General features: G+C 36.8%; 24 protein-coding genes. 15 read left to right on the forward strand and 9 right to left on the reverse strand.

The window, feature by feature from the left end:
- Positions 1–28: 28 nt before the first annotated feature.
- Positions 29–1,024 carry a helix-turn-helix transcriptional regulator gene (locus B5P40_RS04895; RefSeq protein WP_078176717.1) on the reverse strand — a complete coding sequence of 332 codons (996 nt, stop codon included), beginning with the start codon at positions 1,022–1,024 and terminating at the stop codon, positions 29–31.
- 65 nt (positions 1,025–1,089) lie between these two features.
- On the opposite strand from B5P40_RS04895, the gene B5P40_RS04900 reads away from it, so the two are divergent.
- A complete protein-coding gene (locus B5P40_RS04900; protein WP_002186949.1) occupies positions 1,090–1,614 on the forward strand; it encodes a dihydrofolate reductase family protein in 525 nt (174 codons plus the stop codon).
- A gap of 38 nt (positions 1,615–1,652) precedes the next feature.
- On the opposite strand, the gene B5P40_RS04905 is transcribed toward B5P40_RS04900, so the two are convergent.
- On the reverse strand, positions 1,653–3,023 hold the full coding sequence (locus B5P40_RS04905) for a sensor histidine kinase (RefSeq protein ID WP_002140374.1): 1,371 nt from the start codon (positions 3,021–3,023) through the stop codon (positions 1,653–1,655).
- A gap of 11 nt (positions 3,024–3,034) precedes the next feature.
- Positions 3,035–3,712, reverse strand: a complete 678-nt coding sequence (locus B5P40_RS04910) for a response regulator transcription factor (protein ID WP_002029819.1) — start codon at positions 3,710–3,712, stop codon at positions 3,035–3,037.
- 174 nt (positions 3,713–3,886) lie between these two features.
- Between B5P40_RS04910 and B5P40_RS04915 the strand changes: the two genes are divergently transcribed.
- The 4 genes from B5P40_RS04915 to B5P40_RS04930 all read left to right on the forward strand — a co-directional run bounded on the left by B5P40_RS04915 (position 3,887) and on the right by B5P40_RS04930 (position 7,616).
- Entirely contained in the window at positions 3,887–5,134 is a 1,248-nt protein-coding gene (locus tag B5P40_RS04915; RefSeq protein WP_113708932.1) for a cell wall-binding repeat-containing protein, read from the forward strand.
- 156 nt (positions 5,135–5,290) lie between these two features.
- On the forward strand, positions 5,291–6,742 hold the full coding sequence (locus B5P40_RS04920; RefSeq protein WP_002125233.1) for a SulP family inorganic anion transporter: 1,452 nt from the start codon (positions 5,291–5,293) through the stop codon (positions 6,740–6,742).
- A gap of 65 nt (positions 6,743–6,807) precedes the next feature.
- Positions 6,808–7,230 (forward strand): universal stress protein, encoded by a 423-nt coding sequence (locus B5P40_RS04925; RefSeq protein ID WP_002010593.1) that lies wholly within the window; start codon positions 6,808–6,810, stop codon positions 7,228–7,230.
- Positions 7,231–7,490: 260 nt separating this feature from the next.
- Complete coding sequence (locus B5P40_RS04930; protein WP_000453509.1) at positions 7,491–7,616, forward strand: DUF4027 family protein; 126 nt, start codon at positions 7,491–7,493, stop codon at positions 7,614–7,616.
- A 100-nt stretch (positions 7,617–7,716) separates the two neighbouring features.
- On the opposite strand, the gene opp4A is transcribed toward B5P40_RS04930, so the two are convergent.
- The 6 genes from opp4A to glpT all read right to left on the reverse strand — a co-directional run bounded on the left by opp4A (position 7,717) and on the right by glpT (position 14,963).
- Positions 7,717–9,492 (reverse strand): oligopeptide ABC transporter substrate-binding protein, encoded by a 1,776-nt coding sequence (gene opp4A / locus B5P40_RS04935; protein WP_033708792.1) that lies wholly within the window; start codon positions 9,490–9,492, stop codon positions 7,717–7,719.
- A 12-nt stretch (positions 9,493–9,504) separates the two neighbouring features.
- Positions 9,505–10,410, reverse strand: a complete 906-nt coding sequence (locus B5P40_RS04940; RefSeq protein ID WP_078176720.1) for an ABC transporter permease — start codon at positions 10,408–10,410, stop codon at positions 9,505–9,507.
- Between the two features lie 17 nt (positions 10,411–10,427).
- Entirely contained in the window at positions 10,428–11,393 is a 966-nt protein-coding gene (gene opp4B, locus B5P40_RS04945; protein ID WP_033655978.1) for an oligopeptide ABC transporter permease, read from the reverse strand.
- A 14-nt stretch (positions 11,394–11,407) separates the two neighbouring features.
- Positions 11,408–12,334, reverse strand: a complete 927-nt coding sequence (locus B5P40_RS04950) for an ABC transporter ATP-binding protein (RefSeq protein WP_001196372.1) — start codon at positions 12,332–12,334, stop codon at positions 11,408–11,410.
- A complete protein-coding gene (locus B5P40_RS04955) occupies positions 12,321–13,340 on the reverse strand; it encodes an ABC transporter ATP-binding protein (protein WP_078176721.1) in 1,020 nt (339 codons plus the stop codon). Before B5P40_RS04955 ends, B5P40_RS04950 begins: the two co-directional genes overlap by 14 nt.
- 273 nt (positions 13,341–13,613) lie before the next feature.
- Positions 13,614–14,963 carry a glycerol-3-phosphate transporter gene (gene glpT / locus B5P40_RS04960; protein ID WP_113708933.1) on the reverse strand — a complete coding sequence of 450 codons (1,350 nt, stop codon included), beginning with the start codon at positions 14,961–14,963 and terminating at the stop codon, positions 13,614–13,616.
- Positions 14,964–15,232: 269 nt separating this feature from the next.
- Here glpT and B5P40_RS04965 point away from each other — a divergent pair, with 269 nt between their 5' ends.
- From B5P40_RS04965 to inhA2, 10 genes are all read left to right on the forward strand, one after another.
- Entirely contained in the window at positions 15,233–15,700 is a 468-nt protein-coding gene (locus tag B5P40_RS04965) for a MarR family winged helix-turn-helix transcriptional regulator (protein ID WP_002029807.1), read from the forward strand.
- A 19-nt stretch (positions 15,701–15,719) separates the two neighbouring features.
- Positions 15,720–17,333 (forward strand): MDR family MFS transporter, encoded by a 1,614-nt coding sequence (locus B5P40_RS04970; protein ID WP_002090931.1) that lies wholly within the window; start codon positions 15,720–15,722, stop codon positions 17,331–17,333.
- A 137-nt stretch (positions 17,334–17,470) separates the two neighbouring features.
- A complete protein-coding gene (gene rbsR, locus B5P40_RS04975; RefSeq protein WP_113708934.1) occupies positions 17,471–18,442 on the forward strand; it encodes a ribose operon transcriptional repressor RbsR in 972 nt (323 codons plus the stop codon).
- Between the two features lie 13 nt (positions 18,443–18,455).
- Positions 18,456–19,352 (forward strand): ribokinase, encoded by an 897-nt coding sequence (gene rbsK / locus B5P40_RS04980; protein WP_078176723.1) that lies wholly within the window; start codon positions 18,456–18,458, stop codon positions 19,350–19,352.
- The gene (gene rbsD / locus B5P40_RS04985) at positions 19,349–19,744 is read left to right on the forward strand and encodes a D-ribose pyranase (protein ID WP_002125248.1); all 396 of its coding nucleotides are present in this window, start codon (positions 19,349–19,351) and stop codon (positions 19,742–19,744) included. Before rbsK ends, rbsD begins: the two co-directional genes overlap by 4 nt.
- An 18-nt stretch (positions 19,745–19,762) precedes the next feature.
- Positions 19,763–21,247 carry a ribose ABC transporter ATP-binding protein RbsA gene (gene rbsA, locus B5P40_RS04990; RefSeq protein ID WP_113708935.1) on the forward strand — a complete coding sequence of 495 codons (1,485 nt, stop codon included), beginning with the start codon at positions 19,763–19,765 and terminating at the stop codon, positions 21,245–21,247.
- A gap of 3 nt (positions 21,248–21,250) precedes the next feature.
- Positions 21,251–22,186: an ABC transporter permease subunit gene (locus B5P40_RS04995; RefSeq protein WP_001074640.1), complete on the forward strand. Its 936-nt coding sequence runs from the start codon at positions 21,251–21,253 to the stop codon at positions 22,184–22,186.
- 14 nt (positions 22,187–22,200) lie between these two features.
- Positions 22,201–23,124: a ribose ABC transporter substrate-binding protein RbsB gene (gene rbsB / locus B5P40_RS05000; protein WP_002090926.1), complete on the forward strand. Its 924-nt coding sequence runs from the start codon at positions 22,201–22,203 to the stop codon at positions 23,122–23,124.
- A 38-nt stretch (positions 23,125–23,162) separates the two neighbouring features.
- A complete protein-coding gene (fsa, locus tag B5P40_RS05005) occupies positions 23,163–23,810 on the forward strand; it encodes a fructose-6-phosphate aldolase (protein WP_000667669.1) in 648 nt (215 codons plus the stop codon).
- Positions 23,811–24,108: 298 nt separating this feature from the next.
- Positions 24,109–26,502 carry a M6 family metalloprotease immune inhibitor InhA2 gene (inhA2, locus tag B5P40_RS05010; protein WP_078176725.1) on the forward strand — a complete coding sequence of 798 codons (2,394 nt, stop codon included), beginning with the start codon at positions 24,109–24,111 and terminating at the stop codon, positions 26,500–26,502.
- Positions 26,503–26,529 lie beyond the last annotated feature (27 nt).

A 26,529-nucleotide genomic window follows, 5' to 3' on the forward strand; every position in this document is an offset into this window, starting at 1 on the left:
GAACAAATACACAAAAAGCTGCTTATATTTAGCAGCTTTTTTCGTCTTCATACATATGTAAAACCTCTTTTGCACGTATACGTAAACCATTTATCAATTCTTTCGGTTCTAAAACTCTTGCATCTTTTCCAAGTCTATAAAATAAAGGAGTAATAAAGTTAATTTCACCTTTATCAATTGTTGAATTTATATATCCTGTCCCATCTTCGTCTACTACAACGAATTCTTCAAGGTAAGGAACGCTTTTGCATTGGCGCACACCCTCTGTCGTTAGTAAAACATGTAACCGAGTAGGAATGTTTATTACGTTAGAGTTAGAGGCGAACCATTCTTCTAAATTCATAAACTTATCTTTATTTTCTTCGGTCGATAATATGGAAAGAATACGATCCACGCGATACAGTAATACTTTGTTTCGACTATAGTCATAGGATGGCAAGTACCATAAACCATCGTGGGCATATACACCGATAGGATGAACATGTTTTGTTTTAATCCCCGATTTAGACTCGTATTGAAAGTGTAAGTTTTTATTTTCAATAGCCGCTGTTAATACTTCGTTTAAAAAAGTTGTCTCAATTGTTCTCTTCGGATTCCAAAAAGCGATATAAGAACGTATTTTATCAACTTTAGCTTTCGCATCATTTTGTAGAGAGCTATACAGTTTATGAGTAACAGAATTGATTTCTGTATTAAAAGGCAAGTTACGATAGTAGCCTAAAGATTGGAAAGCAAAAAAGATGGAGACCGCTTCTTCTTCGGTAAATAAAATGGGGGGAAGCATGCTGCTTGTTAATACTTTATATCCCCCATTACGACCTTGTTCAGCGTAAATGGGTAATCCCATATCACTTAAATCTAAAATATATCTATGGACCGTACGAACGGAAATATTAAATTCATCAGCTATTTCTTGAGCTGTAAATGTTTTTTTCGTAGAAGCAAATATAAGAATGTCTAGTAAACGTTTTGCTTTTGACAAGGATATCACCTTTTTCTTTTTTAACATGACATAAGTTGTCATGTTTTATGGTTAGTATAGTGCTTATAAGATGATTTTATCAAGAGAAGCTGTAAGGAGGAAAAGATATGTCACGTGAAATTGTTTTATTTATTGCAGCGAGCTTAGATGGATTTATCGCGAAAGAAGATGATGATTTAGAGTGGTTAATGGAAACAGAAGGTGAGGGAGACAACGGTTATACAGAAATGTACGAAACAATTGATACGATAATTATGGGAAAGAGAACGTACGATTATGTGGTAGAGCATACGGAAACATTCCCGTACCTAGATAAAAAATGTTATGTTTTTTCTAATTCAGAAAAAGGTTCAAACGAACATGTAGAGTTTGTAAATGAAGATGTATTAGAGTTTACAAAAAGGTTGAAAGAGCAGGAAGGATCTAAAATATGGATGGTCGGTGGCGGGAGTCTACTGAGAGAGTTCTTTAAGAATAATTTAATTGATGAATATGTTGTTACGATTACACCTCACATATTAGGTTCTGGAGTTCCGTTATTTAAAGAAAAGAACCCGGAAATTAATTTAACTTTAACGGATACGAAACGTTTTGGGCAATTCGTAAATTTATATTATAAAGTAAAGTCCTAAAGGATAAGAAAACACGACTATTGATGATAGTCGTGTTTCTATATAGATGGCAATGAAATTGTAAAGCAAGATCCGTGATCAATTTCACTTGTGACAGTAATATTCCCGCCGTGTAGTTCTACGATTTCTTTTACGATGGAGAGCCCTAAACCAGTGCCTCCTGTAGCTCTAGAGCGCGCTTTATCAACACGGTAAAAGCGATCGAAAATGTGAGGGAGGTCTTCAGGCGGAATACCTTCGCCTTCATCTTCAATTGTAATGGAAATACGTTTATGTTCTTCTGTAACAGAAATATTTATATGAGAATGTTCTTTTGAATGTCTATACGCGTTATTTAAAATGTTAGCCATAACTTGTTCAAAGCGTTGCTCATCTAGCTTTACTAAGAGTGAGGAAGGACATGTGAAAACAACTTTAATTTGTTTTTCTCCGTACATCACATTTATTTTTTCAGTGATGCGAGTAAGGAAGGTGTGTAAATGCACTTCCTGTACTTGAATGAAAAAGTTATGCTTTTCCATTTGAGCGAGTGAAAATAAATCTTGGACTAAGTTTGTAATATAATCAGACTCGTCTTTTATAATGGATAAGTATCGTAAACGTTGCTCTGGGGGTGTGTTTTCTTTTGATGCAATGTCAGCATAACCTCTTACGTACGTTAATGGTGTTCGTAATTCGTGAGCAACACTTGCTAGAAATTCACTTCGCTCCGTTTTCATATAATGTAAATCATTTGCGAGAGTTTGGATAGATTGTGCTAGTTCACCAATTTCGTCATTTCGAGTAGTTGTTAATGAAACGGATAAATCGCCCTTACTCATTTTTTCAGTCGCTTGTTTCATGTGTAACAATGGTTTTGTTAACAAACGTGATAATAGAAAAATGGTGATGGCTGTTAATAGGAAAGTAATGACTCCAGCGATAATGAATTGCCGTGTGAGCCCGTTAACCATTTCTTCGATTGATTCCGTCCCGAGAAACATATATACATAGCCTTCCGTTTTTCCTGCCACTACAATTGGGCTAACTGTACATATATAATTAGATGTTTTCCAATGATTCTCTATAATTGCTCCATCATGATCTGTTCGTGTTTGCATTCCTTCAATATGTTTTTTTATAGTAGTATTTATTTCATTGGATTTAGCTAGTATTTCCTTATTTGCATTTGTAATAATAACAGTTGTTTCAGCTTCGGATTCCATTAAAGCAACATGGGAGATTGTTTGCCTGTCAAAATATTTTTCAAGGACATCTCGGTGACTATTTCCACGCTTTAATAAAGCAGTCATTTCTTCATTCACTCTATTGTTTACAAGGCTATAATAGAGCAAGACAAATAGAACACTTTCGATTAAAAGTGTAACAATTAGAAAATAAAATCCGAGTTGAATAGAAATTCGCTTCATCGTTTTGCTCCTTAGTTTTCAATATCAATCCATCGATATCCTACTCCGTAAACAGTTTTTAAATGGTGATCAATGGGGAAATTTACTTTTCGTAATTTATCACGTAAATTACGAATATGTGAATCGACTGTTCTATCTTCTGTATTTGTATTTAATCCCCAAATTCGTTCAATGAGCTGATCACGGCTTAATACGTAGTTCACATGACGTAAAAATAATCCGAGTAAAGAGAATTCGATTGGGGTGAGAAGAAGTTCTTCATTATGGACAGAAATGAAATGCTTGGCCTCATCCCATAAAATGCCGTGATATTGGATTTGTGCATGTTGATTGGTTCGGCGTAAAACAGCTTCAATTCTTGCGAAGAGCTCCTCTTCGTGGAATGGTTTCGTCACGTAATCATCTGCTCCAAGTTTTAACCCTTGAACGACATCTACCGTTTGATCACGAGCAGTTACCATAATGATAGGAACGTTACTAAATGATCGAATTCTTTTGCAAGTTTCCCACCCATCCATCTTTGGCATCATAATATCGAGTAAAACAAATTTGAAGTTTCGATTTTCTATATGTGAAATAGCTTCTTCTCCGGATACTGCACATACGCAGTTATATCCGATTGGAGTAAGATAAAGCGTTAATAATTCAAGCATTCTCGGTTCATCATCTACGAGTAGTATATCGATCATAGAGTACCTCCGCATTTGTAGTTATTACTTAAATTGTAAGTCAAAATCATGAAGAAATGGTGCAGATTATAATGCATCTGCATAATTTCTTCAGAATTGCTTGTTATTGTAAAGTTGAAATTCCATTTTAGGTAATAATATTGGCTCGAAAACGAATAATACGGAGGCGATATAGTGAAAAAGATGACCCGAATTTTGGGGATAACAATAATTGCAGCAGTCGGTCTTGCGGCATGCGGACAAACGAGTACAGATCATAAAAATCATGAATCTACAGGAGAGAAGAAAACAGAGCAAAAGGAAATGAAAATGAATCAGGAGGTAACTGCGCCGAAAAAAATGAATCAAGGTGCATCGAATGATTTATTAACGACAAGTTTAAAAAATGTAACGAGATTAAATACAAATGATCCTCTGCAAATGGCAGTATTAACTTCGCAAACGATATGGCCAGCAACGCATAAAGAGAATCAGCCAGGCGCTATTATTTTAGTGCCAGTAAGCGAGTGGCAATTAGGTATTGCAAGTGCGGATCTTATTCATCACCCGAATAACGGACCGATTTTATTTATAGAAAAAGAAAAGGTACCCGAAATGACGTTAAAAGAAATAAAACGATTAAATCCGCTCGGAACGAAAGATGGAACGCAAATTATGGTGATGGGGGATATAGGGGCATCTAGCCTAGAGCAATTAAAAGAATATAAAGTAAAGCAAATAAAAGAAACGGACCCAGCTAAATTTGCTAAAGATGTTGATAAAGAATATGCCGATATAACAGGAAATTATCCAAATAGCGTTATTATCGGTTCGTCTGAAGAAGAAGGACGTTTATATACAACACCAGCTGTAAATTGGATTTCTCATATGCCAGAACCTCTTCTATATACTGAAAAAAATAAAGTGCCAGAAGCGACAATAGAGGCATTAAAGACGAGAAAAGATAAAGCGAATATATATGTGTTAGGACCAGAAAAAATCGTTTCGAAAGAAGTAGAAAAAGAGTTAAGTAAATACGGGAAAGTAACGCGTATTAGTGGGGAGACTCCAACAGAAAATTCGGTTGCATTTGCGAAATTTAAAGATGAAAAAACGAAATTTGGCTGGGGATTCACAAAACCAGGTCACGGTTTGTCATTTGTTTCAAGCAAAACACCAGACTTAGCAATTGCGGGAGCACCGTTTTCACATATGGGTAAACATGCCCCTGTTGTTTTGCTTGAGGAAGGAAAAGCTTCACAACCAGTTTATGACTTCCTTGCTACTATTCAGCCGAAGTTTAAAGATGATCCAACACTTGGACCATATAACCATGGTTTCCTATTAGGAAGTAGTAGTGATGTTTCATTTGAAACACAAGGTATATTGGATGAGAGGTTAGAAATTGTTCAGGAAAGTGGTCAAGGTCACGGTGGACATTAATGAAATGAGAAAAGACGCTGCTAAGGTAGCGTCTTTTCTTTAGGAAACTTTTACATAGCACAACATCCTTTGCTCGTTATATAATAGCCTTCGTGCAGTCGGCCTTGATTTTCTTATGGAGAAAATCAAATGATAAAAGAGTGGAGGAGTGTTACTTTGTTTCAAACTATAAAAAATGAATGGTTCTCAAATATGAGAGGGGACGTGCTATCGGGGGTTGTTGTTGCTTTAGCATTAATTCCTGAAGCGATAGCTTTTTCTGTTATTGCAGGTGTAGATCCGACGGTTGGATTGTACGCGGCCTTTTGTATTGCGGTTACAATTTCGTTTGTCGGCGGAAGACCAGGGATGATCTCGGCGGCAACGGGTGCGATGGCATTATTAATGGTCACTCTTGTGAAGGATCACGGTTTGCAATATTTATTTGCTGTGACAATAGTAACAGGTATTGTTCAAATTATTTTTGGAGTGTTCAAGCTGAGTTCATTTATGAAGTTTGTTCCTAAATCCGTTATGAGTGGTTTTTTAAATTCACTTGGAATTTTAGTTTTTACAGCGCAATTGCCGCATTTTAAAAATGCAACTTGGCAAATGTATGCACTTGTCGCATTAGGACTTGCAATTATATATTTATTTCCACGTATTACGACGGCTGTTCCGTCTACACTTATTTCAATTATTATTGTGACAAGCATTGCACTTATGAGCGGATTACAGTTAAAAACAGTAGGGGATATGGGAAGCTTACCGAAAGAATTACCGTTCTTTAGTATTCCTGATGTTCCATTTACACTTGAGACATTAGCAATTATTTTACCGTATTCAGTTATGCTAGCGGTTATAGGTTTACTAGAGTCATTATTAACGGCGTCGGTTTTAGACGATATGACACATACGGAAAGTAATAAGCATAAAGAGGCACGTGGACAAGGGATTGCGAACGTTGTTGCTGGTTTCTTCGGAGGAATGGCAGGATGTGCAATGATTGGACAATCTGTTATTAACATTAAATCAGGTGGTCGCGGGAGATTATCGACGTTTGTAGCCGGTGGTTTTTTAATCGTATTGCTATTTGTTTTAGGTGATTACGTTGTTCATATTCCGATGGCAGCTTTAGTTGCAGTTATGATTATGGTTTCGATTGGGACGTTTGATTGGAACTCTGTAGCGACGATTCATAAAGTACCAAAAGGAAACGCATTTGTTATGATCGTAACAGTTGTGATTGTCCTAATTACACATAATTTAGGATTAGGTGTAATTATCGGAACGATAATTAGTGCAGTTTTATTTGCATTCAATATGGCAAAGATTCACGTGAAACATTTGTATATTGAAAATAAGAAAATATACGAAATTCACGGCCAACTATTCTTCGCATCTACGGCAGAGTATATAAATGCTTTTTCATACAATGAAGATGTGAAAGAAATTGAGATGAACTTTACTAACGCACACGTATGGGATGATTCAGCAGTAGCGGCAATTGATAAAGTTATAATGAAGTATGAACAGAACGGTGTGAAAGTAAGGATCACAGGGTTAAATGAACGTAGCTCGAAGCTCGTTGCGAATTTAGCTACTTATAATAAGAGAATTGCTAGTTAGAAGCCTCCTTTTTAGGGGGCTTTATTATATAATACGGGTAGGATAACGAAAAGGGGATTCAGCATATGTACAAACAAATTTTATTAGCATGCGATGGTTCTGAACATGCACTTCGAGCAGCCGAGCATGCAACATATATTGCGAAATTTAACGAAGAAACACATGTTGAAGTTGTGTACGTAGTAGATAATAGAACGGCAAAGTCAGATATTATACAAGGACAAACGGATTTAGAAACAATATCAGCTAGTCGAAAAGATAAATTAAAAGAGATTGAGGGTTTATTAAAGAAAGAGAACATTTCCTACAAAATTACGATTCTACATGGCGATCCAGGAGATACGATTGTTCAATATGTAAATACAGGAGATATAGATCTTATTATTGCTGGGAGTAGAGGGCTAAATACACTGCAAGAGATGGTGCTTGGTAGTGTAAGTCATAAAATAGCAAAGCGTGTGAAATGCCCGGTTATGATTATAAAGTGAAGCTTTAATCAGTGGGGGTCTTACTGCCCGGCGAATAGCAGGATAAAATAAGTTGAGTGAGATATTATGTAGTGTAAGCAGGACCTTGATATAATTCGAGGTCTTTTTTGATGTATAGAGGGGGAGATTATGGAAATACTAGATATAAGTTTAAAGGGAAATCGTTAACTTACAAATTTGTAAGTTTGTTGTCAGAAAAATCGATGTTATGAAATTTTTCCCATTGGTAAAATAAGAGTATCAAAGGGGAGATAGGGAGGATGGAAGTAATGAAATCATTGCAAAATTTATCATATAGTCAAGGGGTAAGCTTAATTTGTTTAGGTGGATTTGCTGCATCTGTTACGTTAGCTATTTTAATAAAGATGGTTCATCAAATCTTTTAATTTTAGAGTAGGGAAGGAATTGGTTGTTATTAATAGCAAGAGAAGTATTATAAATAAAAAATAGCTCCTAGCATGTATCTTAGTGCTAGGAGCTATTTTCTTATTTCTCTGTTTCTGCTTTATCGCTTGTTACGCTAACTTTACCCCACTTGTATTGATCTTCTGGTGTATATTTATAATCTTTTACGCGATTATTTACACCTTTTAAGTCAAATTTATAATGAAGTGGAATTAATGGTACTTCGTCATGAACTAATTTTTGCCATTTATCGTAGACATCTTTACGGTACTTTTCATCAGCAGCTTCTGGAGAAATACCTTGTTTTAATAATTCTGTGTTTTTGTCAGTAGCCCAACGTGGGTAATTGAACGCTGCATCTTTAGCCCAAATACCAGAAGGATCTGGGTCAGATCCAGTTCCCCAAGCTGCCGCGAAAAGATCAACTTTTGGATCATCTTTTTTAATCATATCGTAGAATGAGTTAAATTCATGTAAGCGACCATCAAGAAGCTCTACTTTTAGGCCGATGTCTTTCCAAGATTGAATAAAGAATTTTGCAAGTGGTTCACTTACATCGCTACCACTCATTGATAAGAAATTAGCTTTAAATTCTTTACCATTCGGATCTTCACGGAATCCATCTCCGTTCGTATCTTTATAGCCAGCTTCATCTAATAATTTTTTAGCTTTCTCTATATCTTTATCATAGGCACCAGCTTTATTGTTATGATATTTTGGTAGAGATGGTGGGATTGGTGAGTTAGCCGGATAACGTAGGCCGTGATATAATTTTTCACCAATTTCTTTTCGATCGATAGCATACGCCATTGCTTGACGTACACGAACATCTTTAAATTTCTCCTTATCCATTACTACTTCTTCTTTTTCTTTATCCATATGGCCTAATTTAAAACCGATATAGCTATAGTATAAATCAGTTTTACCGACTAATTGTGCATTTTTTAATGTACTTACATTTGGATACTGATCTGCACTTACTTCAGCAATGTCAATATCACCATTTTTTAAGGACGCGTTAACAACGGAAGGGTTAACAACTTTTAAAACCATACTTTTCAGTTTTGGTTTTCCACCATAATAATCATCAAAACGTTCAAATTCAACAGCTTCACCTGGCGTAATTTTCTTCACTTTAAAAGGTCCGAAACCAATTGGGTTTTTACGGATTTTATCAGATTCTGCTAATTTATCGATTGGTACATCTCCTAAGTATTTCTTATGAAGAGGGTATGTCCAAAGCCCAGTTTTCACTGAAGGATTCGGTTCTTTAAACGTAATCGAAATTGTTTTTGGATCCGTTACCTTTATACCTGAAATTTTTTCGGCTTTTCCATTATGGTAATCTTCCATACCTTCAATCATTTGCATTTGAGTGTCATAGCGAGAACCGGCATATTGTTTGTTACCAATCACTAGATAAGAGTATTCTAAATCCTCAGCAGTAACAGGGTTTCCATCATGCCATTTTACATTATCTTTAATTTTAAGTGTAATTGTCTTTTTATCTTTAGAAATTTCATATGTAGCAGCACCATCATTCGTGTATTCCCAGTTTTCGTCATTTGATAATAAAGATTCATCGAAAATTGTAATGACCTGGTTATCAGGATCTCCTTCATATACAGCGAAGTTCAAAAGTCCTTCAAATGGTGTGTTAGAAACAAGACCATATGTTAATGAACCATCTTTAATTTCCTTTTTATCATTTTTAACAGATGCACTAAATTTATTTGTATCTACTTTTTTTGTGCTGCTCGTTTTTTCACTACCACCACTGCCCCCACATGCTGAAAGTAGTAATGTTGAAACCGCAAGTGTACTTAATACTTTGAAAAATTTTGGCTTATTTGTCATTTCTTCCACCCCTTATCCTTTTCTTTGTCTTGCGTCGGCCGAACGACGTAGCGCTTGACCAATAAAATTTATACACAGCATCAATGCTAAAATCATGATTGATGCGGGTAACCAAATCCACCATTTCTCTTGTAATACATCTGGATTTCTAGCATAACTAACAAGTGTACCAAGGCTTGGTGTACTTTCTGGTAGACCAAATCCTAAGAAAGTTAGACCAGATTCAATACCGATGTTTCCAGCAAGATTTAATGTAACACTAACAATGATAATTGAGCTTAAGTTAGGTAGTACTTGGAAAAGAATGATTTTCCAGTTTGGTGTTCCTAAAGTTTTAGATGCAGAGACATAATCTAGTTCTTTTTCAGTTAATACTTTTGAGCGAATTAATCTGGCCTTTCCTGTCCATAAGAACACGCTCATAATTAAAATGAAAGTAAAGATATTGAATGTAGGAACAAGTGTAATAAATACAATTACAAGCATTAAAAATGGTAAAACCATAACAAAGTCGATAATGCGCATAATGATATTATCAATAGCTCCTCCAAAATACCCGGCAATTAATCCAATTGAAAGACCAATTAAACAAGAAAGAATAGTAATTGCTAATCCAATTGTAAAGGAGTTACGTGTACCAATAATAAGTTGACCGAAAATATCGCGTCCTCCGTAATCTGTTCCTAACCAATGTTCAGCAGAGGGAGGAGCATAAATAGCGAATAAATCAACTCGTACAATATCTTCTTGTTTCATAATAAAAGATGTTGCGTAGACTGCTACTAATAAGATTGCTAGGAAAATAAGTGAAAACATTGCTAATTTATCTTTACGAAGTTCTCGCCACATAATAGAGAAACCAGAAGGGCTTTTTTCGTAATGAATAACTTCAGTTTGTTTTTCAGGGTTTGCTAACATAACGTCATCTCCTTTCTTTAATCAATACGAATACGTGGATCGACGATGCTTAGAATAATATCTGAAAGGAGAGTTCCAAGTAACGTTGCAAATCCAGTAAACATAACGAGTGTAGTTATTACACTAAAATCACGTTGAGAGATAGATTGTATAAATAGTTGTCCAATTCCTGGATAGCTAAAAATACTTTCTAAAAAGATGGCACCGCCAACTAATCCTGTAATTTCATAGCCTAAGAAGGCTGCAATTGGTAAGAATGAATTTCGTAAAATATGTCTAGAATAGATTTTTGATTCTGGAACACCTTTTGCTCTTACTGTACGAACAAAATCTTTATGTTTCGTATCAATAATTTCGCTTCGTAAATATTGAACAGTACCAACTGTTGCGATTAATGCCCCGGATAAAGCTGGTAGTAGCATGTGATTCAATTTGCTTAAATAGTAAGCAAATGTACCTGTTGCAACTTGAGGATCTACGCTACCGCCGGTTGGGAATATTGCAAACTTAAATCCGAATAGGAAGAGCATAACTAGTGCAAATATAAATAGTGGTGTAGCAAAACCTAGATAGTTGTAAAGGGTAATGAGTCGATCAGCCCAGGTATCATTCCAACGCCCACTTATAACTCCGAGTGGTATGGCAATTAAATAAGTAAGAATAAGAATGACAAGTGCTAAAGATACTGTGTTTCCAAGTCGTTCTCCAATTAAATCGGTTACTTTCATTTTATGTGCATAGGAAATACCAAAGTCACCTTGGGCTGCATTTTTAATCCAGCGAACATATTGTGTTGTAACTGGGTCATTTAATCCAAGCTTTTCTCGCTGTTCTTCAATCACTTTTGGATCCGCTTTTGGATTCATTGCTTTGCCAGTTAAGGCATCGCCTGGCATTGCCTTAGCTAGTAGAAAGACAAGTACACTTAACACGAATAATTGCGGGATCATCACTAAAAATCTCCGTAATATAAACTTCCACATGTTTTATCACTCCCTTATGGTAATGCCACCCGGTGCGTTGGCGAGATTGCTTTTAAGTCATAAGCCCGACCGTTTTCATTGAAATAATTTTCGTATGATTTCTCGTATTCAGAGCTTACTTGTTGACGGAGCTTACGCTGTCTCTCTCTGTTTTCAGGACGAATATCAGGAATTGCAGATATTAGGCGCTTCGTATAAATATGTTGCGGATTACTATAAATTTCTGCACTAGTTGCTTCTTCGACAATGCGTCCGCGATACATAACACCGATACGATCACACATATGACGAATTACACCTAAATCATGACTAATGAATAAGTATGTTAGTCCGAGCTCAGCTTGTAAATCTTGCAAGAAGTTTAATACTTGTGCTTGTACAGAGACGTCGAGCGCAGATACTGGCTCATCAGCAATAATAAGCTTCGGTTTTAATGTAAGAGCGCGTGCAATACCAATTCGCTGCCTTTGCCCACCGGAAAATTCATGTGGGTATTTATAAATTGACTCTGGATTTAGACCAACTTTATCAAGATATTCTTGAACTGCTCTACGTTCTTCATCAGGTGAGAGCTTCTCAAAATTTCGAAGAGGCTCAGCAATAATGTCGAGAACACGTTTCTTCGGATTTAATGATGAATACGGATCTTGGAAAATCATTTGAATATCTTTTCGTTGTTCACGTAGCTCCGAGCGACTTAATTTTGTTAAATCTCTATTATTAAAATGAATGCTACCCTCTGTTGCTTTCGTTAAATGCATAATTGCTTTACCCGTTGTTGATTTGCCGCTTCCGGATTCACCAACGATCCCATATGTTTCACCCGGTTGTAATTCAAAACTTACACCATCGACAGCACGCACGTAATCTAATGTGCGGCCGAAGAAGCCACCTTTAATTGGAAAATGTACTTTTAAATCTTCTACTTTAAGCAGTGCCATGAGTTACGTCATCTCCTTTCTTATGTTGGAAGTTGAAATGCTTATAGCAAGTACAACGTACCCAATGGTCTGGTTTTACTTCATGTAAAATTGGATTTTCCTCGTGTTGATCAGGTCTAATCCATGGAATTCGAGCTTGGAAGCGACAACCTGTGCGAGGAAGCTTCGCTAACGAAGGAACCACGCCTTGAATTACATGCAATTTTTCTTTTTCAGCATACGCAGATGGAATTGAGTTTAATAGAGAACGAGTATATGGGTGAAGCGGGTTATTAAAAATCTCTTCTACTGTTCCTGTTTCTACAACTTGTCCTGCATACATAACGACAATACGATCAGCTGTTTCGGCAACAACGCTTAAATCATGTGTAATTAAAATGATGCCCATTTTCGTTTGTTCTTGAATAGATTTTAGTAAGTCTAAAATTTGTGCTTGGATGGTTACGTCAAGAGCCGTTGTTGGCTCATCCGCAATAATGAGTGCTGGGTTACAAGCAATTGCAATTGCGATAACAATTCTTTGTCTCATTCCGCCAGATAATTCGTGTGGGTATTGTTTATATGTAAGTTCTGGTTTTGGAATACCAACTTGATGAAGTAGTTCTAAGGTGCGTTCTTTTTTTTCAACTTTTGAAAGGCTTGTGTGGTAGTCTAAGTTTTCTTCGATTTGTTTTCCAACTGTCATGAGAGGATCGAGTGCTGTAAGAGGTTCTTGGAAAATCATACCGATGTTTGATCCGCGTACTTTATTCATCTCTGCGGCTGACATAGTTAGTAAATCCTTATCTCTATAGTTAAGCTGCCCTTGTAATTTTGTATTTGCTTCATTATGCAATCGCATAATAGAAAGGGCAAGTGCACTTTTTCCGCAACCTGATTCACCAACTATCGCGACAATTTCATTTTCATGGACAGTTAACGAAACGTTATCAACTGCTGCATGATATTGATCTTGTATGCGAAAGGAAGTCTGTAAGTTTTCAATGCGAAGAAGTGGATTCTTCATGGTTATCCCTCCATCTTTTCTGAAAAGACTAAATATTTAGTATGTTGTTGCTATTTTAATATAAAGTGACAATGTTTGACAAGAGTAAATATTCAAAAATCTTTTTATATAGAGATGAGATGCAGTAATATAAGGATAAAAACCCTTTTAAAACGCTCACAATTATGGGTTGGATTGATAAATTATTTGTAATAAAAAAGTACTATATGTAGAAAAAAGAGAGGCGTTCTGGAAAGAACTGTCTCTCTTTTTTTGTAAGTATAATATTAGTGTTTAAGCTTGTGTTTGTTTTGTAGATCCTGTATTTAAAGTAAGAGCAAGGAAGAACATTGCAAGCACACAAGAAGCAAGGAGCAAAATGAATCCGCCGTCCCATCCGAATCCATCTACAATAAAGCCCATAGCTGCGCTAGCAAAAGTAGCTCCCCCTAGGTAACCGAAGAACCCAGTTAACCCAGCGGCAGTTCCAGCAGCTTTCTTTGGTGCTAAGTCAAGAGCGTGTAGGCCAATTAACATAACAGGTCCGTAAATTAAAAATCCAATTGCGACAAGTGCGATGCTATCAACCATTGGATTACCAGGAGGGTTTAGCCAGTAAACAAGAACTGCGATAAATACACCGACCATAAATAAAATACCAGCAGGTGCACGGCGTCCTTTAAATAGTTTATCACTCATCCATCCGCAAAGAAGCGTACCTGGAATACCAGCCCATTCATATAGAGCATAAGCTGTACGTGAGCTACTATGAGTAAAGCTTTTTTCTTCAACTAAATAAGTAGGAGCCCAATCTACAACGCCGTAACGAACGAAATAAACAAAAACGTTAGCGATAGCGATGTACCATAAAAACTTATTGTTTAATACGTATTTAAATAAAATTTCCTTTACCGAAAGTTCGCGTTCACGGTCCGCTACTTTTTCATCTGATGGATATTCCCCAGTATGTTCTTCAATAGAAGGTAATCCGCAAGATTGAGGTGTATCTCTCATCGTAATTAATACATAAATCCCCACTAAAATTGAAAGAATACCTGGGAAGTAAAATATACTTTTCCAGTCATTTGCAAAGAAATATAAGCCTAATGTAATGAGAGAAGGCATAAGCGCGCCGCCGACATTATGAGCGACGTTCCAAATAGACATTTTTGTACCACGTTCACTAACGGAGAACCAGTGAACCATCGTACGACCACAAGGAGGCCATCCCATACCTTGTACCCATCCATTTAAAAACTGAAGTACAAACATAAGTATAATGCTCGTTGTAATGAAAGAAAATGAGCCGAAAATAATATTAATGATACCGGATAAAAATAGCCCAGCTGCTAAAAAGTAGCGAGGATTACAACGATCGGATACGATACCCATAAGAAATTTACTTAATCCGTAAGCGATAGATACTGCTGAAAGGATAACCCCAAGTTCCCCTTTACTAAAGCCTTGTTCGATTAAGTATGGCATTGCGAGTGAAAAGTTTTTTCGAACAAAGTAGTAACCCGCATAACCGATGAAGATGCCTAAGAATACTTGCAAACGCAATTTGCGGTATTCGCTATCAGTGCGATCAGCTGGTAAGCGTTCTGCGTGGGGCGCAGGTTTAAATAATTGTGTGAAAAACATAAAATGAAAATCCTCCCCTAATTAATTGGAAGCGTTTTAAGACAGAGAATACAAAAAGGCTATGAAATATAAAAAAGTTCCCTTTTTTATGATTCATAGCCATATACTCCGATTCTCCGTGACTGTCAATATTAACTTCGACGAAAATTATACAACTTTGTGACAAGAATGTAAACGTTTTTATAAAGAAAGTTGTTGACGTATTTTGTTTGTGGGATTAATATTTAAATACGTTAAATATTTTATTGCTTAAATAAGAGGTGGATAACATGCCAAATGATATGACTCATATTGATAAGATTCAAGCTCTTACATTCGCTATAGGAAAGAAAATGCAAACAGAGCTATTAGAACAAATGCAAGCATCAGGACTTACACCACCGCAGTTTTATATTTTAAAGATTTTAGATCATTACGGAGCTTCAAGAGCGACACAATTGGCGGAGAAAATGTACGTGAAACCGAGTGCGATTACAGTAATGACTGATCGTTTAATTGATCATGGGTTAGTAGAGCGCTATCACGACGATAATGATCGCCGCGTTGTTGTCATTGAGCTAACGAAGAAGGGGAAAGCTACAGTAGAAGAAGCGATGGCGGCTCGTAATGAGCATATTGCAAAATACTTCTCCCACTTAGAATTACAAGAGAGGGAAGATTTGTTGCGCCTCTTTGAAAAGCTAGAAACAATTATTTGCGGGAAACCAGAGAAAAAAGAGAAAAAAGAGAAAAACTAAGAGGAATTGAGGAGATTACATGGAGCAACAAGAAAATCAGAATAGAAAGTTGTTGTTAATCGGTTTAGTAATCGCAATGCTATTTGCTGCATTGGACGGAACAATCGTTGGTACAGCAATGCCGCGTATCGTCGGTGAACTAGGTGGATTAAGTTTAATGACATGGTTAACAACAGCTTACATGTTAACATCAACAACGGTTGTACCGATTGCAGGTAAATTAGCGGATTTACTTGGGCGTCGTAACGTATATATAGCAGGATTAATTATCTTTATGGTTGGTTCAGCGTTATGTGGTATGGCAAACGGTATGACAGAATTAATTATTTTCCGTGGTATTCAAGGTCTTGGTGGCGGTATTATGATGCCAATGGCTATGATTATTATCGGAGATATGTTCACGGGAAAAGAACGTGCTAAATGGCAAGGTATTTTTGGAGCTCTATACGGTCTTGCCTCTGTAATTGGACCACAAGTTGGTGGTTGGATTGTAGACGCAGTGAACTGGAGATGGGTATTCTATATTAACTTACCAGTTGGTATTTTAGCGACAATCTTCATTGCAATGGGATTAAAAGCACATAAACAAACAGGACCAATTAAAATTGATATCGCTGGAATCTTCACGATGATTCTCGGTGTTGTAAGTTTATTACTTGCGTTAACGTTTGGCGGAAAAGATTATGCATGGGGTTCTTGGCAAATTATCGGGTTATTTGCACTAGCTGCCATTGGTATTGTTAGCTTTGTTATCGTTGAAACGAAGGCTGAAGAACCAATTTTACCGATGCACTTCTTTAAAAACCGCACATTTACACTACTGAATGCGATTGGTTTCTTTATGAGTATCGGAATGTTTGGAGCAATTATGTTCGTACCGTTCTTTATGCAAGGAATTGTAGGCGTAAGTGCTGCTGAATCAGGAACGATTATGACACCGATGATGATTACAATGATCGTTATGAGTATTATTGGTGGTCAGCTTGTATTAAAAATTGGTGTGAAACCACAAATTATTACAGGGATGCTTATTATGGCTAGTGGTTTCTGGTTATTAACAACGATGGATATGCACACAACTAAGCTTACTGCTACTTCTTATATGATGGTTATCGGTTTAGGAATGGGTCTTGTTATGCCGATATTAACATTAGCATTACAAGAAAGCTTCCCGAAAAAAGATCTTGGCGTTGTAACATCATCAAGTCAATTCTTCCGTCAAATCGGTGGAACATTCGGTATTACAATTTTAGGATCAATTATGAATAACACTTCAGGTACAACGTTAACAAATAAATTAGTACCTGTATTAGACACATTCCCAAAAGAAGCGGGACAAATGGTAACAAAATTTAAAGATATGATTCATACAGATCCACAAAGTTTATATTCTATGCTATTTAGTCCAGAGGCATTAAAACAAATGCCAGAAGCATTTTCTAATAGCATCGTACCAATTTTGAAAAGCTCTTTAGTGGACTCACTTCATACTGTATTCTTAACAGGATTGGTATTTATCGTAGTAGGTGCTATCTTTACGATTTTCTTACAGAAAATTAAACTGTCTGATCGTAAAAAAGGTGCTGAAGAGCCTGCTGTAGAAGAAAAGGAAAAAACTGTATCATATTCGTAATAAAAAAGCATCGCCTTATGGCGATGCTTTTTTGAGTATAACCTTAAAAGCTTTTTAGTGAGAAATGATTGACGTATTTTTATAAATGCGTTATATTATTTTCTGTAAACGGTTACATGAAATGAGGAGAAAAGAGAATGAGTACGATTAAAGACGTTGCAAAATTAGCAGGGGTATCTGTTGCGACCGTTTCCAGAGTGTTAAATAAAAATGGATATGTTCATGAGGATACATTAAAAAAAGTAGAGCGAGCAATTGAAATGCTAGATTATAAACCTAGTACAGTAGCACGTTCTTTATACAATAAAAAATCTCGTTTAATTGGATTAGTTGTTCCAAATATCGTGAATCCATTCTTTCCAGAAGTTGCACGTGCCGTAGAAGATGTAGCACATAAGCAAGGTTACACAGTTGTACTTTGTAACTCTGATGAAAATTTAGAAAAAGAGAAGCAATACATTGATGTGCTTAGACAAAATAATGTGGACGGATTTATTGTAGCAACGAATCCACAAAATAGTGTTAATTACATGAATTTGTCTATTCCAGTTGTTGCGATTGACCGTATGTTTAATGAGCGCATTCCTACTGTATATGCAGATAACTATGCAGGGAGTCAGGCGGCGACAAAGTTATTAATAGACAAAGGGTGTAAACATATTGCACATATTCGTGGACCGCGTGATGTGAGCACAGCTAATGAACGTTTTGAAGGTTTCGTAGACGTTATTACGCAAAATAATCTTTCTTATATGATTGCAGAGAGTACATTCGATCCAGCTAATAGTGAACGGGTAGCGGTGGAATTATTAGAAGAATATAAGCATATTGATGGAATTGTTGCTGGGAATGATTTAATTGCAATTGGTATTGTAAAGGCTGCACTTCAAAAGGGAATTTCTATTCCAAACGATTTACAAATTATTGGATTCGATGGAATTTCTTTAACTGAAATGATGTATCCATCTATTACGACTGTTGCACAGCCAATTTATGAAATGGGGAAAATTGCAACAGAATTGTTGTTAGAGCAGATGGAAGGAAATCCATTAGAAGAGAAACACTATCGTTTACCGATTGAAATTATAGAACGAAATACAACGAAGTAAGGAGATGAGACAGATGCCAAATATTGCAGTAGTAGGTAGCATTTCAATGGACTTAGTGGCTGTTTCAAAAATACGGCCGAAAGCAGGAGAAACAGTAATTGGTGAAGCGTTTCATACGATACCAGGAGGAAAAGGGGCCAACCAAGCAGTTGCTGCAGCTAGATTAGGAGCAAATGTAGCGATGGTTGGTGCAGTAGGAAATGATGATTACGGAACAGTAGTTAGAAAAAATTTGGAGAACGAACGCATTTTTATCGACTATGTGGTACCGGTTACAGATAGGACGACAGGAATCGCTCATATCGTTTTAGCAGAAGAGGATAACAGTATTGTTGTCGTACAAGGAGCAAATGCTCTTGTAAATGAGTCGGTTGTAGATCGTTCAAAAGACCTTCTTGTAAAAGCAGATATGGTTGTTCTTCAACTAGAGATTCCGCTTGAAACAGTAAAATACGTTCTGGCTATTTGTGAGGAACATAACATTCCAGTTATGTTGAATCCGGCTCCAGCACAAATCTTATCAGAAGATATTTTAGAAAAAGCGACTTATATTACGCCGAATGAACATGAATGTCGCATCGTATTAAATGATTTCACATCACCAATTGAAGAGTTACTTGCGAAATATCCAAATAAGCTATTGATGACGGAAGGGTCTAACGGTGTTCGTTTCCATAACGGAACGGAAGTTGTTCAAGTTCCAAGTATTGCTGTAGACGTAGTGGATACGACTGGAGCTGGTGATACATTTAACGGCGCGCTAGCAGTTGCACTTTCTGAAGGAGAAATACTTCAAAAAGCAATTCGTTTTGCGAACATTGCTGGTGGTCTTTCTGTAACGAAACTTGGGGCACAGGGCGGTATGCCAACGAGAGATAGAGTACGTGAAGTACAGGTGATTGTCGGATGAAAAAACACGGTGTATTAAATAGTGAAATTGCGGCGGTCCTTGCTTCACTTGGACATACAGATACGATTGTAATTGCTGATTGTGGGTTACCTATTCCTGATGGAGTAAAACGAATTGATTTAGCAGTTGAAATCGGAAAGCCTAGCTTTTTAGACGTATTACAAGTAGTTGCTGATGATATGGCAATTGAAAAAGTGATGTTAGCAGAAGAAGTTATTATAAATAATGCAGAGGTAAATAAAGAAGTTGAGATGCGATTAATAGAGCCAGCATTTGAATATGTGTCTCATAAGGAATTTAAAGAGCATACAAAGAGAGCGAAGGCGATTATTCGTACAGGAGAAGCAACGCCTTATGCGAATGTTATTTTACATGCAGGCGTGATTTTTTAATAAAGGGATGTGATGAGAATGCATATTGAAATGAAGAACATTTCAAAAGCGTTCAGTGGTAATCCTGTTCTAAAAAACGCACAGTTTATGATTGAAACAGGAGAAGTCCATGCATTGATGGGGGAAAATGGAGCGGGGAAATCGACGCTCATGAAGATTTTAACAGGTGTATATAAAAAAGACAGTGGAACAGTCATGATTGATGGGAAAGAACGAACTTTTAAAAATGCGAAAGAAGCTGAAGAGTATGGTATTGCATTTATCCATCAAGAGTTGAACATATTACCGAATTTAACGGTAGCTGAAAATATGTTTCTTGGAAAAGAGTTAATGTATGGGAAAACGGGCATTTTACGTACGCGTCAAATGAATGCGATTGCCCAGCAACAATTAGCAGATCTTGGCCTACATGTGAGAGGTGCTATGCTAGCAGGTGAATTATCAGTTGGACAACAGCAAATTATTGAAATTGCTAAAGCATTAATGACAAAGGCGAGCGTTATTATTATGGATGAACCTACAGCAGCATTAACAGATCGCGAAATTGAAACTCTGTTTATTGTTATTAATAAATTGCGTAAAGAGGGCGTTTCATTCGTTTATATTTCACACCGGATGGAAGAAATTTTTTCAATATGTGATGCTATTACGATTTTGCGTGATGGAGAATATGTAGGGAAAAGATTAATTCCAGAAACGTCATTTGATGAAGTAGTTAGCATGATGGTGGGCCGCAGTATTGGTGAACGTTATCCAGAACGAAATAGTCAAATTGGCGAAGTGATTTTTGAAATGCGAAACGGAACGAAAAAGGGGAAATTTGAAAATGTTTCGTTTCAAGTTAGAAAAGGTGAAATCCTTGTTGTTGCGGGCTTGATGGGAGCTGGTCGCACGGATATTATGAAAGCAATATTTGGATATGAACCGCTCGATTCAGGAAAAATTTTCATGAATGGACAAGAAGTAAAAATTGATAGTCCAATTGATGCGATTAGACAACGAATTGCCTTTATTACAGAGGATAGAAAATCTGAAGGGCTTGTGTTAGATTTTTCGATTCGTGAAAATTTAGCTTTACCAAATTTAGAAAGTCTTTCAAAGGGAAGCGTTGTTAATAAAGGTTTAGAACAGCAATTTACAGAGGATATGATGAAGCTTCTTAATGTGAAAGCAGCAAACGGAGAGCAAGCTGTAAAATCTCTTTCTGGTGGAAATCAGCAAAAGATTGTAATTGCAAAATGGTTAGGTATTCATCCGCAGTTACTCATTGTAGATGAACCAACGAGAGGTGTAGATGTTGGGGCTAAAAAAGAAATTTACTCTATTATGAATAAGCTTACCGAGCAAGGAGATGCCGTTATTATGGTATCGTCTGAGCTTCCAGAAGTTTTAGGAATGAGTGATCGAGTTCTCGTCATTCATGAAGGGAAAATCGGTGGTATTTTAGAGAAAGATCAGGCATCGCAAGAGTCTATTATGGCACTAGCTACAGGGGGAGAGTAAGATATGGCTAAGAAGGGGAATGTATTACAACAACTTGGTTCTTTAATTGGATTAGTATTAATTATCGTAGTAATTACAGCTTTAAATCCAGCATTTATTGAAATTCCAAATTTATTTAATATACTGCGCCAAGTATCGATTAATGCACTCATTGCATTTGGAATGACCTTCGTTATTTTAACAGGGGGTATTGACTTATCGGTAGGTTCTATTTTAGCATTATCAAGTGCACTTGTTGCCGGAATGATGGCAAGTGGCATGGATCCGTTCCTTGCAATGGCAGTTGGATTATTAGCAGGTCTTGCAATGGGGATTGTAAACGGTATCATTATTGCGAAGGGAAAAGTAGCTCCGTTTATTGCAACTTTAGCAACAATGACTATTTTTCGCGGGTTGACGCTTGTTTATATGGACGGACGTCCGATCACTGGTCTTGGTGATCATTTAATGTTCCAAATGTTTGGCCGTGGTTATTTCCTTGGTATTCCTGTGCCAGCCGTTACAATGATGATCGCTTTTGCAGTACTGTACTTTATTTTAAAGAAAACAACGTTTGGTCGCCGTACGTTTGCGATTGGTGGAAATGAAGAAGCGGCAGCTTTATCAGGTATTAATGTTACGAGAATTAAAGTAATGATTTACGGTCTTTCCGGAATTTTGGCAGCGCTTGCAGGTATTGTCTTAACATCAAGGTTAGATTCTGCACAGCCGACTGCTGGTACTTCTTACGAATTGGATGCAATTGCTGCAGTTGTGTTAGGAGGAACGAGTCTTTCAGGTGGAAGAGGATGGATTGTTGGTACATTCATCGGTGTGCTTATTATTGGTGTACTAAATAACGGTTTAAATTTATTAGGTGTATCTTCTTTCTTCCAACAAGTTGTAAAAGGACTTGTAATCTTACTAGCTGTACTAATTGATCGTCGAAAAGAAGCGTAATGGAGGGGCAATTCATGAAAAAATGGTTACTGATACTCGTTGCATGCATCATGGTAGTTACTGCTGGTTGTTCAATGGAACCACCAGAATGGGCAAAGGATTCTAGCGATAAAGGTCGAAATAAAACTATTAAAGTTGGATTTTCTGTTTCAACTTTAAATAATCCATTTTTCGTCACGTTGAAAAAAGGTGCAGAAAAGAAAGCAAAAGATAGCGGCATTGAATTAATTGCTGTTGATGCACAAAATGATGCAGCGAAGCAAACAAACGATGTTGAAGATTTAATTCAAAAAGGTGTCGATGTAATTGTTATTAATCCAACCGACTCAGATGCTGTTGCTTCAGCGGTAAGTGCAGCCAATGCAGCCAATGTTCCTGTTATTACAGTAGACAGAGTTGCAAATTCAGGTAAAGTTGTTTCTCACATAGCTTCCAACAATGTAGAAGGTGGTCAAATGGCTAGTGATTACATTCGGGAAGTAGTTGGTGAAGGAACAAATGTCGCTGAGTTAGAAGGAATACCTGGATCGTCTGCTGCTCGTGAGCGTGGGAAAGGATTCCATAACGTAGCTGATAAGTCTTTAAAAGTAGTAGCAAAACAAGCAGCTGATTTCGATCGTGCAAAAGGGTTATCCGTTATGGAAAATATTTTGCAAGCAAATAGCGATATTAAAGCGGTATTTGCTCATAATGATGAAATGGCATTAGGCGCAATTGAGGCATTAAAATCTGCTGGTAAAACGGATGTAGTCGTTGTTGGATTTGATGCAACGGATGATGCTGTAAAAGCGGTTAAAGATGGGCGTATGGCAGCAACAGTCGCTCAAAAACCGGAATTAATCGGAGAGAAGGCGATGGAAACAGCAAAAGAGATAACACAAGGTAAAAAAGTGGACAAATTTATTCCGATTGAATTAGAGCTTATTAAGAAAAAATAAATAAATATAAAACGAAAATTAGGAAGGAAGAATAACAAATGAAATTTTTTATTGATACAGCAAACATTAACGAAATTAAAGAGGCAAATGCATTAGGCGTAGTAGCTGGAGTAACGACAAACCCATCACTTGTAGCAAAAGAAGGCGTAGATTTCCATGAGCGTATTCGTGAAATTTGCAGCTTTATTGAAGGACCTGTAAGCGCAGAAGTAATTAGCTTAGAAGCTGACAAAATGATTGAAGAAGGAAAAGAGTTAGCAAAAATCGCTCCAAATGTTGTTGTAAAAGTTCCAATGACAACAGAAGGCTTAAAAGCAGTAAAAGCATTCTCAGATTTAGGAATTCGTACAAACGTTACATTAGTATTCTCAGCAGTGCAAGCATTACTTGCAGCTCGCGCTGGTGCGACATACGTTTCACCGTTCTTAGGTCGCCTAGATGATATCGGTCATAACGGTATGGACTTAATTCGCCAAATCGCAGAAATCTTTGCAATTCACGGCATTGAAACAGAAATCATTGCAGCATCTGTACGGCATAGTGTTCACGTAACAGAAGCAGCATTAAACGGTTCACATATTGCAACAATCCCAGCAAACGTAATCGCTTCATTAGTGAAGCATCCATTAACAGATCAAGGAATTGAGAAATTCTTAGCTGATTGGGAAAAAACACAAGAGAAATAATACGAAATGGAGAACCCAAGTTTAATTAACTTGGGTTCTTTTTTCGTTTGAAAGAATTTTCATGCAATTGTGCATATTGTCTTTTAAATTTTTAATATAAGCTATTTAATATATACAAATCACTCTTTATTTTTCACATTTCGACATAAAAAGATAGAGGGTCTGACCAGAAAACTGGAGGGCATGATTCTATAACAGAAAGCTTATTTCTTATAGAATCATGTCTTTTATTATACAAGGGAGGATGGATTACATATTTTTATCTGAAGTTTAAGATTGATACAAGGGGATGATTAAAATGAGAAAAAAAGCGCCATTTAAAGTGTTGTCATCATTAACGATCGCAACACTCATCGGATGCTCAGCTGTAATGAGTGCTCCGTTAGCATATGCAGAAACGTCAGCAAAAGAAAGTGTGTCTACAACGCCAATTGATCATAACTTAATTCAAGAAGATCGTTTAGCGGAAGCGCTGAAAGAAAGAGGAACAATTAATCCAGCATCGTCTAAAGAAGAGACAAAAAAGGCCGTAGAGCAATATATTGAAAAGAAACAAGGGGATCAGGCAAATAAAGAAATTCTTCCAGCGGATACTGCTAAAGAGGCATCCGATTTTGTGAAAAAAGTAAAAGAGAAAAAAATGGAAGAAAAGGAGAAGGTAAAGAAACCTGAAAAAAATGTTAGCCCTGAGCAAAAACCGGAACCAAATAAAAATCAATTGAATGGGCAAGTTCCAACTTCTAAAGCAAAGCAAGCGCCATATAATGGACCGGTTCGAAATGATAAAGTATTAGTATTACTCGTTGAATTTAGTGATTATAAACATAATAATATTGATCAAACTCCAGGGTATATGTATTCGAAAGACTTTAGTAGAGAACATTATCAAAAAATGTTATTTGGTAATGAGCCGTACAAGCTATTTGATGGTTCGAAAGTAAAAACGTTTAAACAATATTATGAAGAGCAGTCTGGCGGTAGTTATACGACGGATGGATATGTAACCGAATGGCTAACTGTGCCAGGGAAAGCGTCTGACTACGGTGCTGATGGTAGTAGTGGTCACGATAATAAAGGACCAAAAGGCGCACGTGATTTAGTGAAAGAAGCTTTACATGCAGCTGCTGAGAAAGGGTTAGATTTATCTCAATTTGATCAATTTGATAGATATGATACAAATGGTGATGGAAATCCAAATGAACCTGATGGTGTAATTGATCATTTAATGGTAATCCATGCTGGTGTTGGTCAAGAAGCTGGTGGCGGTAAATTAGGTGATGATGCAATTTGGTCACATCGTTCAAAATTAGCAATAGATCCAGTAGCGATTGAAGGTACAAAATCAAATGTAGATTACTTTGGTGGAAAAGTAGCAGCGCATGATTACACAATTGAACCAGAAGATGGAGCAGTAGGTGTATTTGCGCATGAATTTGGACATGACCTTGGCTTACCGGATGAATATGACACGAAATATACTGGAACTGGTTCACCTGTTGAAGCGTGGTCATTAATGAGTGGAGGTAGCTGGACAGGAAAAATCGCAGGAACAGAGCCAACTAGTTTCTCACCACAAAATAAAGATTTCTTACAAAAAAATATGGGTGGTAACTGGGCAAAAATTTTAGAAGTAGATTACGATAAAATTAAGCGTGGTGTAGGAGTTCCTACATATATTGATCAAAGTGTTACGAAATCCAATCGTCCAGGCGTTGTACGTGTTAACTTACCAGGTAAAAGTGTTGAAACAATTAAACCGGAGTTTGGAAAGCATGCATATTATAGTACAAGAGGAGATGATATGCATACAACATTAGAAACACCATTCTTTGATTTAACAAAAGGAACAAATGCAAAATTCGATTATAAAGCAAATTATGAGTTAGAAGCAGAGTGTGATTTCATCGAAGTACATGCTGTAACAGAAGATGGAACGAAGACGTTAATTGATAGAGTTGGAGAAAAAGTAGTACAAGGAGATAAAGACACGACAGATGGAAAATGGATTGATAAATCATACGATTTAAGTCAATTTAAAGGGAAGAAAGTGAAACTACAATTCGACTATATTACAGATCCAGCTGTAACATATAAAGGTTTCGCGATGGATAATGTAAATGTAACAGTTGATGGACAAGTAGTATTTTCTGATGATGCAGAAGGAACATCTAAAATGCAGTTAAATGGATTCGTTGTTTCTGATGGGACAGAGAAGAAACAACATTATTATTATTTAGAGTGGAGAAACTATGCTGGATCAGATAATGGATTAAAAGCAGGAAAAGGTCCGGTGTATAATACTGGTCTTGTCGTTTGGTATGCAGATGATAGTTTCAAAGATAACTGGGTTGGGGTACATCCAGGTGAAGGCTTCCTTGGTGTTGTAGACTCTCATCCAGAAGCGTTTGTTGGTAATTTAAACGGGAAACCAGCGTATGGTAATACAGGCATGCAAATTGCAGACGCTGCCTTTTCATTTGATCAAACACCCGCATGGAGTGCAAATTCATTAACACGTGGACAGTTTAACTATTCTGGATTACAAGGTGTTACAACTTTTGATGATTCAAAAGTATATAGTAACAAACAAATTGCAGACGCGGGAAGAAAAGTTCCAAACCTTGGACTTAAATTCCAAGTTGTTGGACAGGCAGAGGATAAATCGGCAGGCGCTGTTTGGATTAAACGTTAATAACATAAAAGCACATTCTTCATATGA

Source organism: Bacillus sp. SRB_8 (genome assembly GCF_003264205.1).
Lineage (GTDB): Bacteria > Bacillota > Bacilli > Bacillales > Bacillaceae_G > Bacillus_A > Bacillus_A mycoides.